The following is an 18,970-nucleotide window of genomic DNA, read 5'->3' as shown; positions in this document are numbered from 1 at the left end:
AGGATATCGATGAAGCAGATCACACCATCCGCTACATTAACAGCAGACTGGGAAGCAAAGCAAGCTCAATCTAATGTCGTCCAGAAGTGGTCATGGCAAGCAGTTGCTAATCGTTATATGTGGTATGGCGCATTACTGATTATTGCATTTATCATATTGTGCGCGCTTGTACCTCAGTGGATCGCTCCATACTCGCCTGTAGAAATGCTAGCTGATCGTATTTTACAAGCACCGAATATGATCAATTGGTTTGGAACAGATTATTTTGGTAGAGATGTATTCAGTCTAGTTGTGTATGGTGCCCGGGATTCGTTATTAATTGGATTCAGTTCAGTCGTCATAGGTGTACTTGTAGGCGTATTGCTAGGAACGCTAGCAGGGTATAGAGGTGGCATACTGGATACGATGATTATGAGATTGATCGATATTCTGATGACGATTCCGGGGGTATTATTAGCATTAGCGATCGCTGCTGCACTTGGTCCCGGGCTTATCAATATTATTATCGCTATCTCAGTATCAGCGATCCCGGGTTATGCACGCGTTATACGTGGACAAATGGTAAGTTTGCGTAGTCGTGGTTATGTAGAAGCTTCTCGTTCGCTAGGTGCTTCGGGTCTACGTATAGTCTGGAAGCATATCCTGCCTAATGCAGTCTCTCCGATTCTCGTGATGGCTACGCTAGGTCTGGGTACATCGATTCTTACAGGGGCAGGGCTTAGCTTTCTGGGATTAGGAGTGATTCATGAGATTCCAGATTGGGGTGCATTGTTATCTCAAGGCAGAGGTTATCTTACGGTCGCATGGTGGATTTGTACATTCCCCGGTCTAGCGATTACTGTATTTGTACTGGCGATCAATATTATAGGAGATGATCTTAGAGATCGACTAGATCCCAAAAGCTCTTATCTAAAATCCTAGACGATGCTTATGTCTATGCAATTATGCAGTATGCAAAAGTAGAGCGTATACGCTACACCGAAGTCCATCAAAGGATACGGTTGTAGCGTATACGTTTGTTTGAGTTCAAAAATATTGTTTCTTTCTTGACTGTAAGGGGGAATAATGACAAGATTTATTGCATATCAAATAGAGCAAAAAGAGGGGGAAGGCTATGGAGTACTTTATCGCTGTACTTGTACTACTTTTAATGATTGGTATTTCTAATATTTTGAATCGTCTGGTTCCGCTGGTTCCAGTACCTTTATTCCAGATTGCACTCGGGATTATCGTCTCGATTGTAGGCGTAGAGTTACCTCTTGATCCTGAGCTATTTCTTGTATTGTTTATTGCACCATTGCTATATAACGATGGACGACGAACACCAAGAGATGAATTATGGAATCTGCGGGTGCCGATTATCGCACTAGCATTTGGTCTTGTATTTGCGACGGTGTTGATTGCAGGTTATGCGATTCATAGTCTTATTCCAAGTATTCCTTTACCAGCGGCTTTTGCATTAGCGGCTATTTTGTCGCCGACAGATGCTGTTGCGGTAGGTTCACTTGCCAAGCGTGTACATTTACCACAATCGATTCATCGTTTATTAGAAGGTGAATCTTTACTTAATGATGCTTCTGGTCTGGTTGCTTTTAAATTTGCAGTTGCTGCTACTGTCACCGGTACTTTTTCATTATGGCAAGCTTCATTTAGCTTCATACTTGTAGCGCTTGGTGGACTGGCACTTGGAGCATTGATGTCTTTTATTCTTATTCGTTGTCAGGTGTGGTTGCGACGCTGGGGCATGGAAGATATTACAGTTCATGTATTATGGCAAATCTTAACTCCATTTGTTATCTACTTACTGGCGGAAGAAATTGGTGTATCCGGTATCTTGGCAGTTGTCGCTGGCGGTATTGTGCATGCAATGGAACGGGATCGTGCTGAATCGGTACAACTCAAAATGCAACTGGTATCTACCAGTACATGGTCTGTGCTTGTATTTGTGCTAAATGGCTTGGTGTTTATGATACTGGGCGTACAGATTCCAGAAGTGATGGGTACGATATTCCAAAATGTTAATTTCAACAATGGGCGTGTACTAGGTTATGTAGTACTTATTACGTTACTTCTATATGTACTGCGCTTTATCTGGATTTATGCTTTCTGGAGTGTTCGTTATTTGTTACAGACACCTTCTGAATCGAATCGACCTAGTCTGAGAGGAATATTGTTAACTTCTTTATCTGGAGTTCGCGGAGCATTAACATTAGCTGCTGCTTTCTCTATTCCCTATGTGCTTAATGATGGAACAGCATTTCCTGAACGGGAATTGATCTTATTTATTGCAGCAGGTGTTATTTTGCTTAGTCTTATATTAGCGAGTATCTTCTTGCCATTATTATCTTCTGATCCTGAACCTGTCGTCACACTGGCAGATAAAAAGAAAAAATCAGAAAAAGATATTCGTCTAAAAATTCTAGAAGCGGCTGTACAATCGGTTCATTCGAATATGAATGATTCCAATCAGGAAGCCGCCCGTAACTTAATCGCTGAAGTCAAAGGATATATGTCTAAAAGCGATGCGTTCCAAAAGCGTATTATGGAGATCAACGGTATGGGACCGCAGGAGATGGAAATTTATCTGCACGGTATTCATGCAGAACGAACCGAAGTAAGACGATTACGTGATCGTGGTGAGATTACAGCAGAGATGGCTATGACTTTTGAATATCGATTAGATCGTCTGGAAACGGTACTTCGAGATCGATCAGATACAGGGATTGTAGAATGTCTGGACAAGTGGAAAGGCATGATCCCACTGAACAATGTAGAACATTCTGAATCACTCGAACCTCAAGACGAAGCCGCGCGAACGCATATGCTGAAAAAGTTAAAATTGCATACATCGATTGCTGCGATAGAATCTATTCAAAAACATATCAATCCAAGCAATCAACTAGCTTCAAATAAAATTATCGCCCGCTATGAGAAAGTGATCCATGCTATTCAATATCAGACAGGGCAGGCGTTACCCGATATTACACTGGATAAAGGAAAGCTTGATCTGATTACAACGGCTATCCAGAATCAGCGCGATAAAGTACAAGAGCTGTATGAGAGTGGAGAAATTGATCGTCAACATGCTCGTAAAATGCGCCATTTTGTTCAAGATTTAGAGAAATGGATACTGATGGAAAATTGAAAATATGTCAAATTTAAGACAAAACAAAAATTTTACAATAAATGGTTATCAAATTCGGTTATCTTAATCCAGGGTTGGGTAAGTTATGAGTAGGAAGTAGTCGATAGATACATCTTCTACATTACAGAAGATTAATACAAATGAAACGTTTATCCCGAAGCATGATCTAATGATATTTAACGTTATGCTTGGGGATAAACGACCTATTCATTTGAAAATAGAGAGAATGAGAGCAGCAATTGTTCTACTATGGACTATACTGTGCTTATTTTGTGCACAGTTAAAAAGTGGATCGTTCTTTCTACACCTATGTCAATCGATTGTGTTCCTCATTTATTACTAACTATTATCCTACTGGAGGTAACATCATGAAAAAATCAACGACTTTTAAAAAACCTATTTTTGCTTTAGCTACATTTGCAATTAGCGCGTCTTTGCTTTTACCAGGTGCCGCTTCAGCAGCAGAGTCTTCTAACATGAATGACAGTTATAGTTTGGGAAGCAACGGATACTTAGCTAATACGGGTTGGGCGGGTATGAATACGACTAAAGATACAATGACAGGTGAGAATCAAGATTCTGCACAATCGATTTTCTATGATACCAATTCCTCTTTCGGTTATAACTGGGCTTATGCCAAAGATATGACAGGTACACAATATTCACCAGCGATCTCTTATGGTTGGAATTGGACACCGGGTTATGAGAACGCAGGTAATTTCCCTGTACAAATTTATAAAGATAATGAAAACAGACGTAACAACAATAGTTCAAGCTCTAGCTCTCGTCAAAGTCAAATGAAAGACATTGATACTTCTGTAAGTTATTCTACAGAAAACGCAACAGGGGATTACAGCACTGGTTACACTGTATTTATTCATAATACACAATGGGCTGGAGCAGAATCTAAACCATCTGCGATTGTAAAATTAGTAACGTCTACTTCACAAAATGCTTCTACAGTCATGGAAAACAAAAACGATTCTACCGCAACTACCAATGAAGATATGACTACAACGACAGCAACATGGGGTGAATCTCTAGGTACAGTGAGTCTAGATGGCGCTAATTGGGATGTATACCGCAAAGGTATGAATAGCGATATGGAAGGTCAATCCAACTTTAATACGATGGATGGCAATGTGTACACATTTGTTAGAACAGAAAATGCAGATAGCGTGGACTTAAACATTTCTGATTTTATCAAAAACTTGCTAGATCGTAATGAATTGAAATCTTTTGATTATGTAAGTGGCGTGAAATTCGGTACAGATGTAATGAGTGGTAACGGTAAATTAACAGTATCGAACTGGTCAATCAACGCTCAATAACATACTTTTGATTCTAAAATAGAGTCTATATGTTAAAATAAAATGAAGTGCTTTTCTTGCCTGAGGGTAGGAAAAGCACTTTTTTTGTGCTGATAGAGTATATATTTATTAATGGAATTATATGGTAATTAGGAAGTAGAAAAGTAAGTCTATTCTAAAGGGATATAACTTATTCCGCATAAGCATTTATAAGTGTCATTATGATATATAAAAAAACCGATGAAAACGTTAACAATTTTGAAATTATAAACAATTAAAATCCATAATTACCAATTTACACCAGTAAAAACTTTAAGTATAATCAGCCCTGAGGAGGTGATTCAGAAGGGGAACAAGCAAGCTAATCCAGAAAAAAGATAACGCTTACTTTTGAAATGGGTAAACACTATCCAACCAAATTACTTAAGAAAGAAAGGTGAATTTTTTGAAATCCAAAAAAAGTATCTGGCAAACATTGAAATACACGATGGCCGTTTCACTATTAACTGGAAGTCTTTTACCTATCCTTTCTACACCGGCTGCTTATGCCGAAGCTCATGTCGATAATCCGTTTGTTGGCGCGACTGCGTATGTGAATCCTGATTATGCCAAAGAAGTTAATGCCTCAATTGCGAAAGTAAGTGATGCTTCACTCAAAGCAAAAATGGAAACCATAAAATCCTATCCTACATCGGTCTGGTTAGATCGGATTGACGCGATAGGCGGTGGTGCGAACAATGCAGGTCGTCTTAGCTTGGAAGGTCATCTGGATGCTGCGTTAGCACAGAAAAAAGGAAATACACCAATCACAGCAAGCTTTGTTATCTATGATCTTCCTGGACGCGATTGCCATGCTTTAGCATCCAATGGTGAACTGCCTTTAACACCGGCAGGCTTAGAACGATACAAAACTGAATATATTGATGTGATTGCTGATATTTTCGCTAATCCTAAATATCAAGATATTCGTATCGTCAATGTAATTGAACCGGACAGCTTGCCGAATCTGGTAACCAACTTAAATGATGCACGTTGTGCTCAAGCAAGCTCGACAGGTATCTATGAAGCAGGCGTTAAATACGCATTAAACAAACTTCATGCGATTCCAAATGTATACAACTATCTAGATATCGGTCACTCTGGCTGGTTGGGTTGGGATAACAACCGTACAGCAACTATCTCTTTGTATACCAAAGTCGTTCAAAGTACTACAGCAGGTCTGGCAAGTGTAGATGGCTTTGTTACCAATACAGCGAATACTACACCGCTTAATGAGCCTAATCTGCCGAATCCTGATCTGAATGTCGGTGGACAACCGATCAAATCGGCTAAATTCTACGAATGGAATCCATACTTTGATGAGACCGACTTTACAGGCGCTTTGTATAACGGTTTTGTCGCTGCCGGCTGGCCAAGTAGTATTGGATTCTTGATTGATACTGGACGTAACGGATGGGGGGGGCCTAATCGCCCAACAGCCGCGATCGGAAATGATATCAATACGTACGTCAACTCTGGACGTGTCGACCGCCGCGATCATCGTGGGAACTGGTGTAATGCAAGTGGAGCAGGTCTTGGGGTAGCTCCAACTTCAGCTCCGGGCGCTCATTTGGATGCTTATGTATGGGTGAAACCTCCAGGAGAATCGGATGGTTCTAGCTCACTAATTCCGAACAATGAAGGTAAAGGATTTGACCGCATGTGTGATCCTACCTTTACTACAGCAGATGGCGTGTTAACAGGGGCTTTGCCTAACGCTCCAATCTCTGGTGCATGGTTCCATGATCAATTCGTTATGTTGATCAACAATGCTTATCCAGCTGTAGGTGGTTCTACTACAACGCCTACAACTCCTCCTGTAACTGCGCCAACGGCACCAACAGGTGTCAAAGCAACTGCTGCAGATAGTCAGGTCAAATTAAACTGGTCTTCTGTCACAGGAGCAACAAGTTATACTGTCAAAAGAGCAACCAGCGCTACAGGTGCTTTTACAACTGTAGGGGCTAATGTTACAACCACATTATACACAGACAAAGCCGTAACCAATGGCACAACGTATTACTATGCTATCACTGCAAATAACACAGTAGGTTCGAGTGTGAATTCGACTGTAGTGAGTGCTAAGCCACAAGCTACGACCACTACACCACCGACTCCTACAGATCCAACTACGCCAACACCTACACCTGTCGGTGATCTAGTCGTACAATATCGTGCAGGAGATACCAATGTTAATGATAGCCAGATCAAACCTTATTTTAATATCAAAAACAATGGTACGGCTGCTGTCAATCTTAGCGATCTCAAATTGCGCTACTATTTCTCCAAAGATGGATCGGCTGATATGACAGCCTGGGTCGATTGGGCGCAAGTGGGTCAAAGTAATGTAACGACTACATTTACCCCTAATTATGTCGAAGTCGGATTCACTTCTGGAGCTAGAGCCCTTCAACCAGGAGCGCAAACAGGAGATATCCAGCTTCGTATGGCTAAAAATGATTGGTCTCCAATGGATGAAAGCAACGATTATTCATTCGATGCTACCAAAACAGCATATGCTGATTGGAACAAAGTAACACTATACAAAGGCGGTACATTAGCATGGGGAGTAGCACAATAATCAATCGTACTCACTCCCGATCATGCTTGAATTAACAGGATAATCAATAGCAAAAGACCTTACTCCTATAATGGATAAGGTCTTTTGTTTACGCATATATAGAAGCATTCTAATTGTTATACATAATCGGTCGGTACAGACGACAGAAATTGAGGGAGATCTGGCAGGTTCTCAAGTGGCATCGGATAACTGATCCAATATCCTTGAAAATCGTTACAACCTAACTCTAACAACTTTCTCCATTGATCTTCTTCTTCAATACCTTCAGCAACCACATGCAACTCCAAAGCTTCTGCCATTGCGAGCAATGCTTTTAATACAGGAGGATTCATCTGAGCTACAAAAGAACGATCTATTTTGATATTATCGACCGGCAGGCGGGTTAATGTGCTTAATGAAGAATAACCTGTACCAAAATCATCTATCGAAATCGTATATCCTTGCTCACGTAATTGAAGTAGAGAAGAGCATTCACTAACAGTATCAATCATAGCCACACTTTCTGTAATTTCAAGATCAATATACTGAGGATCAACTTGTTCTTCTTGCAGAATCTGATTAATACGATCTATAAAATCAGGCTCACTTAACTGGATTCTAGAAATGTTAATCGCAATCTTAGTCTGTTGTCCATACTTGGCTTGCACGATAGCAAGGTCATGACAAGCCTGACGAATCACCCATTCGCCTATAGGAATAATCAGACCTGTTTGTTCTGCTATTGGGATAAAGTCAGCAGGCGAGACCATATATTTATGATCTTTTTTCCAACGTAGTAATGCTTCTACAGCTACCACTTGTTTTTGTTTGTTCCCATAAATCGGCTGATACAACAGTTGTAATTCTTCTTTTTCCAGACAACTATTCAATGCTAATTCATAATTGAAGCGAACAACCTGTTCATATTGCGTTTTTTCACAGAATAAATGATGTTTATTACGACCGCTTGTTTTGGCATGAAAAAGCGCAATATCTGCACGTCGTAACGCAATAGAAATATTGATATCTTCTGAGAAATAAGCAATACCTACACTTACATTGATTTTGATCTGACGATTGTTAAAAGTGAACGGTTCATTCATTAAAGAAATAATAATCTGAGCCATCTGTTCAGGATGTTCTTGTTGACGATTAGACACCAGTATAAACTCATCACCGCTAAGACGAATACTGATATATTCCGAACTGAAATTACGTTTAAGCCGACCTGCCACTTCCACCAATAGAGCATCGCCGCTTTCCATGCCAAGTGTATCATTTACATATTTGAGATTATCTATATCAAACATAAATAAATACGCAGGGTGAGTAACAAACTCATACAAAAAACGTCGATTTAATAATTGAGTCAATTCATCATGGAAAGCATAATACTGCATTTTTTCTTTGTATTGATGGCGTTCTTCATAGCTTCGTGTAATACAGACTAGATGAGTGATCGTCTGATTCTCATTGAAAATAGGCGAGATAATGCTATCTCCGCTTAACGTTCCTGTAGGTAACAAATGACCTTCATCAAAACGTACACTTTGCGCTTGTACCAGTACTTTAGAATATTTGTTATGCAAATACTGAGCCATTTCATACTGATTGCGTTCACTATAAAGATCGAAAAAGTTTTTTCCGATATCCTTTTTCGAGATTCCACTGAACAATTCTGCTTTTCGATTAACATAACAATATACAAATTGTCGATTTTGGACAGCCATAATATACACTAGATCTTCCATAGCATCAAAAGCTAACTTAAGAAGCGGATGAATCAGTGAATCTTCGCTATTCATTTAGGTCCACTCCTTTACCATACTGATCATAATCTTAAAATTATTTTTAATATATACTAGGTTTAATCGGTATGTATAGAGCAGATATGAAGAAAATGTTAACTTCTTTTTTTAAATGAATTGTTCCAAATTTGATTGTGTTCTTCTGAATAGGGGTATATTACTATAGATATGTGTATTTTAATCTGCATAAAGGAGTGTTATACATGGCACAAAAACTACAAGGAACAGTAGCATTGGTTACAGGCGCAAGTAGCGGAATAGGGGAAGCAACAGCTAAATCTCTAGCTGCACAAGGAGCAACTGTAGTCGTGGTAGCACGTCGTAAAGATCGTCTGGATCAATTGGCTACAGAAATTAGCGAACAAGGCGGTTCCGCTTTTGTTATTGAAGCAGATATTACAGATCAAGCCCAAGCTCAAAAAGCGATTGAACAAACAATCAGTAAATATAACCGTCTTGATATTGTAGTCAATAATGCAGGTGTGATGTTATTGGGGCCAGCAGAGAATGCTCCTGCTGAAGAATGGGAACGCATGGTATCTATTAATGTGAATGGATTACTGCATATCTCTCATGTTGCTTTACCACATTTACTCAAAGCCGCAGAGCAATCTGATCGTCAGGTCGCTGACTTGATCAATATTAGTTCGGTTGCAGGTCGTCGTGCTGGTGCAGGTTCTGCTGTATACAATATGACCAAATTTGGAGTCGTTGCATTTAGTGAAGCGTTACGTCAAGAAGTAACAGGTCGCGGTGTGCGTGTAGGATTGATCGAGCCAGGTGTAGTACAGACCGAGTTGTCTTCTCATGTACGTTCTGAAGTAATGGAAGATATGGGCAAACTATTTGGTAATATTACACCACTAGAAGCACAAGATATTGCAGATGCTATTGAATATGTGGTGACTCGTCCCAAACATGTGGCTATTAATGAAGTGTTGATTCGTCCGACACAGCAAGAATTTTAAAAGTCCGTTAATAACATATATAATGTACCATATTTGTATAAAAATAGGCACCCTATTTATAAGGTGCCTATTTTTGCTATGTTATTGTGCATTTCTTTTACAAAAAGATAGATTAGTGATCAGGAATAGCTTGCAGTAATCGAGGCAGACGGATTAATAAAAATACACTTCGTCCCAGACCGAATGCGATAAAGGCTAGCCATAATCCATGATTACCATATACCGGTACAGCTATCCAGAGAACTACTAGAAACAATACAAACGAAATGATCATCGAGTTGCGAATAGGAGCTGTTACAGATAGCCCTGTAAATAAACCATAGAATACCAGACCTGCACCTGTAACTAAAGGAAATAATAATAACCAGAAGCTATATTCATTCGCAAGTGCAATCGTAGCCGCTGAATCTGTAAATAATCCTAATAACGGTTCATGGAATATCCAGTAAAGTAGCATAATGAGTACAGCGGGCAGAAATGAGCTGTACCATGACCACCGAATAGTCTGCCGTAACAGCAGTGGATTACGAGAACCTCCAGCTTGTCCAGCGTAGATACTACTGGCATTGGCAAAGCCATCGAAGAAGTAAGCCATAATATAATGGACTTGCAATAAGATCGCATTAGCTGCCAGCATTTCGGGTCCAAACGAAGTACTATTCGCTGTAAATATATTGAACATAGCCAATAAGCAGATTGTACGGATAAATAGATCACTATTTACACTAATCATACGGCGCAATGCTTCGCGATGAAACACGCCTGCTTGAGAGATCGATCCCCATTTAAAATAAGGCGAGCGCCAGATCAATACAATTCCGAATACCAGACCCGCTATCTCTGCAATCAATGTAGCAGAAGCTACACCTGCGACTTGCCAGTGAAATACATGTACAAATACAATCGCCAGAATCATATTAAGCACATTAATACCGATCTGCAAAAACAAAGTCTGTCTTACATGTGCCATACCAATAAGCCAACCTAGAATAACATAATTAAGCAATGTAACCGGAGCGCCCCAGATACGAATATGAAAATAAATAGAAGCTTGCTCACGAATATCAGCACCCGGTCTGATCCATGCCAGCACTCCTTGCAAAATAGGATACTGCAACGCCACAAAAAAGAAGCCAATCAGAATCGCAATAATAGTAGGGCGTACCAGTTCAGAAAAGCCCCGTTCTAATTGTCCGGCTCCTTTGGCTTGGGCTGCAAATCCAGAAGTACTTACTCTCAGAAAGCCAAATAGCCAGTATAACGTATTAAAAATAAGGGTACCAATCGCAACGCCACCTATGTAAATACTACTTGATAAATGACCAACAACAGCGGTATCTACAGCACCAAGTAAAGGAGTAGTAACTGTAGAAATAATTAAAGGAATACTCAAAGCAAGATAACTACGATAATGTAATGGAGTAGAAGATTGTAATGGTTTCATACTTTTGTTATACCATAAATTAATCGAAATAACTACGATTAAACTATAACTCTATGTAGTGATCTAATTTATAGATGAAATGATTGTATATCGTTAACAAATGTGATATTAATTAATGATAACATAAACAATTATTTTGAAAGCGTACTCATTTTAAAGTGAAATCATATCCAATAGAACCTATCTAAAGGAGAGAATACTTAATGTCTACTGTAAATAAAGTGCTGAATACGGTTACACCTAAAGAAGTTCGTATCGTAGATGAATTTTGGACAAAATACAATGATCTGGTGCGTCAGGTAGTGATTCCTTATCAGTATGATGCGTTGCATGACCGTATTGCTGATGCTGAACCTAGTTATGCTATTCAGAATTTTGAAATTGCTGCTGGTCGCAAAGAAGGGCAATTTAACGGCTTTGTTTTTCAAGATACAGATGTAGCGAAATGGATTGAAGCGGTTGGCTATTCGTTAATGACTCATCCTGATGTAGAGTTAGAGCGCTTGACCGATCAAGTGATTGATCTTGTTGCAGAAGCACAGGGTGAAGATGGCTATCTGAATACATATTTTACAATTAAAGAACCGGATAAGCGCTGGACCAATCTAGCCGATTGTCATGAACTATATACCGCCGGGCATATGATTGAAGCAGGAGTTGCTTATTATCAAGCAACAGGTAAAAAGAAACTGCTGGATGTGGTCTGCCGTCTAGCAGATTATATTGATACTGTATTTGGAACAGGTGAAGGTCAATTACGCGGATATGATGGTCATCAAGAGATCGAACTTGCGCTTGTTAAATTGTACCGTCTTACAGGAGAACAACGGTATTTGCAATTGAGTCAATTTTTTATTAATGAGCGTGGACAACAACCTAACTTTCTAGAACAAGAATGGGAGCAACGGGATCGGATTAACTTTTTTGTAGGTAAAACAAATGACATCAATCTTCAATATAGTCAGGCACATGTGCCGGTACGAGAGCAAAAAGAAGCAGTAGGGCATGCTGTTCGCGCGGTCTATATGTACACAGCGATGGCTGATCTTGCTGGACTAACAGGAGATACCCGTCTTTATCAAGCATGTCAGACTTTATGGAACAACATGGTACACAAGCAAATGTATGTGACTGGAGGGATCGGTTCTACCCATCATGGTGAAGCATTCACGATCGATTATGATCTGCCTAATGATAGTGGATATTCGGAGACTTGTGCTGCGGTAGGAATGGTCTTTTTCGCACATCGGATGTTGCAGATTGAAGCCAAAGGCGAGTATGCTGATGTGTTAGAGCGTGCGCTTTATAATACAGTCATAGGTGGAATGGCGCAGGATGGTAAACATTATTTCTATGTGAATCCATTGGAAGTATGGCCGTCTGCTTGTCATCATAACCCCGGTAAGCATCATGTGAAGCCTGTTCGTCAGAAATGGTTCGGTTGCTCTTGCTGTCCTCCTAATATTGCACGTCTTGTAAGTTCATTAGGACAATACATTTACAGCACCAATCAAGATACGATCTATACACATCTTTATATTGGTGGCGAAGCAGATTTAACAGTTGGTGAGCAATCGGTTGTGATCCAGCAAGAAAGTGGATATCCATGGAATGGGGCAACACGCTTTTCATTCCAATTGGAACAACCACAATCTTTTGCATTGGCTTTACGTTTACCGGGATGGTGCAAAAAAGCTTCGCTAACGCTCAACGGTGAATCTATTGAATATCAATCACTTGTACAGGATGGATATATCTATATTCAGCGAGAATGGTCGGTAGATGATCGTGTAGAGTGGAATATGGATATGCATGTGCAAGTGATTCATAGCCATCCTAGATTGCGCGCTGCTTCTGGCAAAATCGCTTTACAACATGGGCCACTGGTCTACTGTCTGGAGCAAGCAGATAATGGAGAATTAATCTCTGCACTATCCATTGATCCAGCGCAATCATTAACAACACGATTTGATGCTGAATTATTAGGTGGAGCTGTGGTGATCGAAGGTACAGCGACTCGTGAGCTGACCAGTGATTGGGATGACCATTTGTACCAAGACAGTCCTCCTACCATTCAGGAACAGCCTTTTACAGCGATTCCTTACTTTCTCTGGGCGAATCGTGGTGAAGGCGATATGGCTGTCTGGATTCGTAAAAACTAACCACATAACCCAAGAGGTACGATATATTAATGTCGTGCCTCTTTATTTTGCAGAAAATTAGATGAAAAAATGTCAAATTATCAAAAAAAGCGAACGTTTGTGCTTATTTTTTAGTGTAAACTATTGTATCGATATCAAGTTAAATGTAAAATAGAATAGAGAAGTGTAAAGGGGGGTTTATTTTGGCTAAAGCAAAGGTAGCAAAACGTCCAACACGGGATGAATTTGCACTAGAAGAAATTGGTAATCAACTTACTGAAGCCTATCAAGAGAAATCGGAAATTTTGCTGACAGTGTGGGGTGCAGAAGAACCTGTACGCGGTCAGATTGTAAATATGGATCCACGTACAGGTCGAGTACATGTACAATATGAAGAAGAAGTAAACAAAGTGAAATTTATGGATATCATGGGTGTGAACTATCCAAGAGATTAAATAAATACCTTTGACAAATCCTTCATAACCAGAATATACTAGCATAGTCGATAGTCGGCTATGCTAGTATTTTTTTAGGAGGATAATCATGCCATTTAATCAAGAGCAGAACCCTTTAGGATTGTTATTATCTCGAACCTATTTATCCTATAAGAAAAAAGTATCTCATTTATTACTTGATTATGATATTACTCCAGAGCAATTTGGTGTACTTAATAATCTGGTCAGTCATGATGGTATCTCACAGAAAGCATTAGCAGAGTTAAATTCCAAAGACCAGACCAGTATCGGCAAAACATTGGATCGTCTGGAAAATAAAAAATTGCTCACACGTACGGTTGATCCTTCAGATCGCCGGGCAGTATTGCTACATTTAACAACAAAAGGACACGAATTAATTCAGCAGACCAAGCCGATTATGCAAGAAGTGGATGATGAGATTAACGCATTGTTCACGCCGGAACAAACCAAGCAATTTATTGCGATGATCAATCAGACGTTTGAACATTTATCCCGCTGATTTTGTCAGCTGGATATTTTTTAACCCAATACATGCACAACCATTTATATCCTATGCATGTATTTAAAAAAAGAGAAAAGATAGTTGGAGGAAAACAAATGACTGTATTCAAAACGTTTAAAGATTTTTTAGGGATTACACAGACCAAAGTAGGGATTGTGTTTTCTATTTTTGTACCTTTGGTATTTTTATTATTTTGGATGACTGGATATCATGGAGCCACCGAACGAGTAGATCAACTGGTTGTTGGAATTGTTAATGAAGATGGACAACAAGGCGAACGCATTGCTCAAGCGATCACTACAGGTGTTCCCTATCAGACCCAATCTTATGATTCATTAACTACAGCACAGCAACAGATGGACAATGGTGATCTAACAATGATCATTTCGATTCCGGCTCATTTTACAGAAGATGTCGCATCGAACGGAACGACTCAAATGAATTATTATATCAATCAAGGTAATTCCGATATTGCCAAATCGATCGTTCAAAGTTCTGCTACGCAAATTTCCTCTACGATTGGAGAACATGCTTTTGCAGATGTTCATCAAGAAATCGTCACCACTAATATTGTCAAAACACATGATATTTCAAATTTTGCAATTTCGATGTTACCGATGATTTTAGGTTTCGTCACATATGTTGGTGTAATGACCATGAATATCCAATTAAATATTGCATCTATGATGTTAAAGCGTGATCATAGTAAGTGGCAGATCTTTTGGGGCAGACAGATATTACTGCTTGTGATCTCTGTAGTCGCTTCATTCGTGATTACTACAGTAGCATCGCTATTTGCAGATACGGTTGCTTCGTTCTGGCAAATGTGGAGTTTTCATCTGTTGGTCTATATTTCCTGTATTGCTGTTACACAGATGGCATTCGCTTTATTCGGCAATGTCGCTCCATTATTCAATGTGGCGCTGATCCCGCTTCAGTTGATGACAGCCGGAAATATTATCCCTGCTGCTATGTTATCTCCTTTATACCGAAATATAGGATATTTTTTACCAGCTCCGAATGCTATACAGGGCTATTTAAGGTTAATTTATAGTGGGGCTTCTGTTTCCTCATTTGTGATTCACTTACTATGGATTGCTATTGTTACTTTTGGAATCACATGGATTCGTACAGCGCTGGTCAAGCCAGCTCCAAGCCCTATAAGTCATCCGGCAGGTAGCCACTAAGCTGAAGGGGAAGGCAAGTCTACAGCAAGACATTTGGTCAGATAGTTGCTTTGCAGGAATGCTCTATGATTTTATCCAAAAAAAGCATTTATATTGCCAAATGTTACGGCGCACTGAATAAGATTTTTGCGTATCAATGATCTGTACTATTCCAAAAGGAGGCGTTAACCATGTCATTATCACACATTCTCGTTCCTTATGATGGCTCAGAACACTCTCAAAAAGCGTTGGAAAAAGCAGTCGGTCTAGGAACAGAGCTCAACGCTCAAATTGAAGTATTGTATGTGGATTCGACTTCTACAGAAATCTTAGAACAGCCGTTAGTAATTCCTACTCATGAACTGGAATCTTATTTTGACCATGAAGAAGAGGATGTACGCCTTAATCTTCGTCGCTTGATCTCAACCATTCCGAATGCGCAAGCTACTGTTATTCAAGGAAGTGCAGGCAAAGGTATCGTTAAGTACGCTGATCGTATTGAAGCCGATCTTATTATTATGGGTAGTCGCGGATTAGGGACAGTGAGTGAATTCGTAATGGGTAGTGTTAGCCATTATGTAACGCAACGTGCCAAATCTCCAGTAATGATTGTGAAATAAATAAGTTAGATGCAATAACTTATAATTAATTAATAAATAAAGATAGATAGCCAATATCCTGTTCCTTTGGGAGAGCAGGATATTTGGCATGTCGTTTTACTTTGTAATCTTATGAGATTGTAGAGTATCTATATTCTTATACCGACTATTTCTAGATTTTGATAAATGATATTTTGATCGATATAAAGGATAATTTCTTTTGCCAGACGAATAAGTAACATAGTAATGAAAACGTTAACATTTTTGAGGAGGATGGATAATGAAAAGCAAATTTCGAAGCAAATGGAACACAATAAGCTGTATGTTGTTGGTAGGAGCACTAATAAGTACATGCTGGGGACAATCATCTTCTGTACACGCTTCTGCAACCGCTTACAAATTTGATTTTGGCGCTAATGGTGTTACATCAGGATATACTGGCGTTCAAGCTTCGACTGCGTATAATGCTTCTACAGGATATGGATTCAATACACCTGCAAATATCAAAAATGTATCTGCTTCAGGAACAGGTATAGGTAGCGATGCTGTTCAATTTGTAACATTCGGAACGAAAAGTAATAATACATTTAATGTTGATTTGCCAAATGGATTGTATGAAGTGAAAGTAACGCTCGGCAATACTTCTCGTTCTAGTGTAGCGGCAGAAGGAGTATATCAGCTTATTAATATGACAGGTGATCTTGCCACCGATCAATTTCAGATTCCGATTACAGATGGTCAGCTCAATCTGTTAGTAACAGAAGGTAAAGTAGGAGCAGCATTTACATTAAGCGCATTAGAGATTACTCAAGTCTCTACTAATCCTACAACACACCCTACGATCTATGTAGGTGGTGATTCGACAGTAGCTAACTACTACCCATTAGCTAATAGTGTACAGGGTGGATGGGGGCAAATGTTATCTAAATTCATCAACCCAAATGATTACCTGGTACGTAATATGGCATCCGGTGGACAGATTGCACGTGGATTTCGTGATGATGGACAGCTTGAAGCAATTTTGAAATACATCAAACCGGGCGATTACTTTATAGTACAGCTTGGTATTAATGATACGAATGTCAAAAATAATACAACAGAAGCACAATTCAAAGAGATTATGCGCGATATGGTGAAGCAAGTCAAAGCCAAAGGAGCAACTGTTATCTTATCTACACCTCAAGGAAGAGCTACAGACTTCAATAGTTCAGGCGTTCATAATGCAGAAGGTCGTTGGTATCGAGCAGCTACCGTTGCACTAGCGCAAGAAGAGCAAGTGCCGTTAATCGATCTTAATGTACTCAGTTCTTCTTATTTCACTTCAATTGGTGCGAGTGCAACACTTGCTCTGTATATGAATGGGGATACATTGCATCCTAATTATGCAGGTGCTACGGAATTAGCTCGTATTGTAGTAGACAATATGAAAGCTCAAGGATTGTACTGATTGTGTAGTCGTCGTATTGATTATTAGTGATAATGAATGATTCGATGATTGTATTTGCTATACATGACAAGCATAAATAAAAAAAATCACCTGAACCTTCTTCGTTTGTTAACGTAAAAGGTTCAGGTGATTTTTGGTGTAAGGATGTTGATACATAACTAAAGAAATTATAGTATAATACCTTAAGTATTGCTATGAAGTACTTTGAAAGGTAGACTATATACGATTAGCCTTTTAATGTTATGAATAACTTAATCCGATCTTTGGCTATAAAAGATCAGACCTGATGGAGGATATATTATGTTACTTATCGAACCAACTTTGATTCAACAACGAATCGATGATCTACAAGATCAAGATTTGTATATTCATTTGGAAATGACCACTGGAGCATATGCGGCTCATCTGGATAGCACCAAGCATCCAGCAGCAACCTTTATCAGCAATGCGACGTTGCGTTATATTCATGGCTCTATCTCTGGTGAAGGTCCTTATCGTGTAGGGCTCAAAACAGAGCTAGGTTGGGTGTATTCCGAAGGATTAACCCATTATGAAGAAACCGAGCAAGAGCGTCTTATTCTAGCCGGTCATGATACTCAAGGTAAATTAGTAGTTGCCTTGCAACTAAGTAAGGAGCCTTTCTAATGGACAATAATAAAAAAACAACATTCTCTCTTATTCCTGCTGATTCTCGTATCCTTGTCGTATTGCCACATCCTGATGATGAGGCATTCAGCTTATCCGGTACCCTTGCCAAACATATTGCTGGCGGAGGTCAAGTTACTTATGCTTGTCTAACTCTTGGTGAAATGGGACGTAATATGGGGATTCCTCCTTTTACAAACCGTATCGGATTGCCTACTATTCGTAAAGGCGAATTGGAAAAGTCTGCACAAGCGATCGGTATTCAAGATTTGCGTATGCTTGGTTTCCATGACAAAACGATTGAATTTGAAGTAAAAGAAGTACTAGATGGTACTATCTACGATATGATCGTTGAACTCAAGCCTGCATTGATCGTTACATTCTCTCCAGGGTATAGCGTTCATCCAGACCATGATGCTACAGGAGCGGCTGTTGTACGTGCAGTAGAACGTCTACCTCAAGCAGAACGTCCATTATTGCATACGATGGCATTTTCTAAAAATTGCTATGCTGAACTCGGGCAACCTGATATCGAAAATGACGTAAGTGATTATTTAGAAAATAAAATGAAATCGATCCAGGCACACCGTTCTCAATTTCAAGCGGTTGAAATGCTAGGTCAGAATCCATTAAAAGATAAAGAAATCAAAGAGCGTTTCGGTAAAGAACGCTTCTGGACACATCAGATTTAATATAGATCGTTAACACAAAAAAAGCAGT

General features: G+C 39.4%; 15 protein-coding genes. 13 read left to right on the top strand and 2 right to left on the bottom strand.

From position 1 onward, the window contains the following. Window positions 1-9 precede the first annotated feature (9 nt). The 4 genes from QCD85_RS09075 to QCD85_RS09060 all read left to right on the top strand — a co-directional run bounded on the left by QCD85_RS09075 (window position 10) and on the right by QCD85_RS09060 (window position 7,075). The gene (locus tag QCD85_RS09075) at window positions 10-921 is read left to right on the top strand and encodes an ABC transporter permease (protein WP_273612448.1); all 912 of its coding nucleotides are present in this window, start codon (window positions 10-12) and stop codon (window positions 919-921) included. Window positions 922-1,114: 193 nt separating this feature from the next. Continuing rightward, window positions 1,115-3,145 carry a Na+/H+ antiporter gene (locus QCD85_RS09070; RefSeq protein ID WP_301262380.1) on the top strand — a complete coding sequence of 677 codons (2,031 nt, stop codon included), beginning with the start codon at window positions 1,115-1,117 and terminating at the stop codon, window positions 3,143-3,145. Window positions 3,146-3,513: 368 nt separating this feature from the next. Further along, window positions 3,514-4,476, top strand: coding sequence for a hypothetical protein (locus QCD85_RS09065; RefSeq protein WP_274172850.1), 963 nt, complete (start codon window positions 3,514-3,516; stop codon window positions 4,474-4,476). 466 nt (window positions 4,477-4,942) lie between these two features. Beyond that, window positions 4,943-7,075 carry a glycoside hydrolase family 6 protein gene (locus QCD85_RS09060; RefSeq protein WP_301262496.1) on the top strand — a complete coding sequence of 711 codons (2,133 nt, stop codon included), beginning with the start codon at window positions 4,943-4,945 and terminating at the stop codon, window positions 7,073-7,075. A 116-nt stretch (window positions 7,076-7,191) separates the two neighbouring features. Here QCD85_RS09060 and QCD85_RS09055 read toward each other — a convergent pair whose 3' ends face one another. After that, a complete protein-coding gene (locus QCD85_RS09055; protein WP_273612445.1) occupies window positions 7,192-8,859 on the bottom strand; it encodes a GGDEF domain-containing phosphodiesterase in 1,668 nt (555 codons plus the stop codon). A 206-nt stretch (window positions 8,860-9,065) separates the two neighbouring features. Between QCD85_RS09055 and QCD85_RS09050 the strand changes: the two genes are divergently transcribed. Continuing rightward, window positions 9,066-9,830: an SDR family NAD(P)-dependent oxidoreductase gene (locus QCD85_RS09050; RefSeq protein ID WP_301262379.1), complete on the top strand. Its 765-nt coding sequence runs from the start codon at window positions 9,066-9,068 to the stop codon at window positions 9,828-9,830. Window positions 9,831-9,942: 112 nt separating this feature from the next. On the opposite strand, the gene QCD85_RS09045 is transcribed toward QCD85_RS09050, so the two are convergent. Continuing rightward, window positions 9,943-11,274 carry an MATE family efflux transporter gene (locus tag QCD85_RS09045; protein ID WP_301262378.1) on the bottom strand — a complete coding sequence of 444 codons (1,332 nt, stop codon included), beginning with the start codon at window positions 11,272-11,274 and terminating at the stop codon, window positions 9,943-9,945. 203 nt (window positions 11,275-11,477) lie between these two features. Here QCD85_RS09045 and QCD85_RS09040 point away from each other — a divergent pair, with 203 nt between their 5' ends. The 8 genes from QCD85_RS09040 (at window position 11,478) to bshB2 (ending at window position 18,942) form a co-directional block, all read left to right on the top strand. After that, window positions 11,478-13,436 carry a glycoside hydrolase family 127 protein gene (locus QCD85_RS09040; RefSeq protein ID WP_301262377.1) on the top strand — a complete coding sequence of 653 codons (1,959 nt, stop codon included), beginning with the start codon at window positions 11,478-11,480 and terminating at the stop codon, window positions 13,434-13,436. 182 nt (window positions 13,437-13,618) lie between these two features. Then, on the top strand, window positions 13,619-13,870 hold the full coding sequence (locus QCD85_RS09035) for a YolD-like family protein (RefSeq protein ID WP_204824052.1): 252 nt from the start codon (window positions 13,619-13,621) through the stop codon (window positions 13,868-13,870). An 88-nt stretch (window positions 13,871-13,958) separates the two neighbouring features. Continuing rightward, window positions 13,959-14,390 carry a MarR family winged helix-turn-helix transcriptional regulator gene (locus QCD85_RS09030; RefSeq protein ID WP_301262376.1) on the top strand — a complete coding sequence of 144 codons (432 nt, stop codon included), beginning with the start codon at window positions 13,959-13,961 and terminating at the stop codon, window positions 14,388-14,390. A 98-nt stretch (window positions 14,391-14,488) separates the two neighbouring features. Beyond that, the gene (locus tag QCD85_RS09025; protein ID WP_301262375.1) at window positions 14,489-15,580 is read left to right on the top strand and encodes a YhgE/Pip domain-containing protein; all 1,092 of its coding nucleotides are present in this window, start codon (window positions 14,489-14,491) and stop codon (window positions 15,578-15,580) included. A 170-nt stretch (window positions 15,581-15,750) separates the two neighbouring features. Further along, window positions 15,751-16,179: a universal stress protein gene (locus QCD85_RS09020; protein WP_301262374.1), complete on the top strand. Its 429-nt coding sequence runs from the start codon at window positions 15,751-15,753 to the stop codon at window positions 16,177-16,179. 301 nt (window positions 16,180-16,480) lie between these two features. Then, complete coding sequence (locus QCD85_RS09015) at window positions 16,481-17,605, top strand: rhamnogalacturonan acetylesterase (protein WP_301262495.1); 1,125 nt, start codon at window positions 16,481-16,483, stop codon at window positions 17,603-17,605. A gap of 300 nt (window positions 17,606-17,905) precedes the next feature. Then, window positions 17,906-18,250 carry a YojF family protein gene (locus tag QCD85_RS09010; RefSeq protein WP_204824056.1) on the top strand — a complete coding sequence of 115 codons (345 nt, stop codon included), beginning with the start codon at window positions 17,906-17,908 and terminating at the stop codon, window positions 18,248-18,250. Further along, window positions 18,250-18,942 (top strand): bacillithiol biosynthesis deacetylase BshB2, encoded by a 693-nt coding sequence (gene bshB2, locus QCD85_RS09005; protein ID WP_273612437.1) that lies wholly within the window; start codon window positions 18,250-18,252, stop codon window positions 18,940-18,942. Before QCD85_RS09010 ends, bshB2 begins: the two co-directional genes overlap by 1 nt. Window positions 18,943-18,970: the final 28 nt, after the last annotated feature.

Origin of the sequence: Paenibacillus sp. PsM32 (genome assembly GCF_030433815.1) — a bacterium.
GTDB lineage: Bacteria > Bacillota > Bacilli > Paenibacillales > Paenibacillaceae > Saccharibacillus > Saccharibacillus kyungheensis.
The sequence above is the reverse complement of the archived record's forward strand: the minus strand, read 5'-3'. Positions and strand labels throughout refer to the sequence as shown.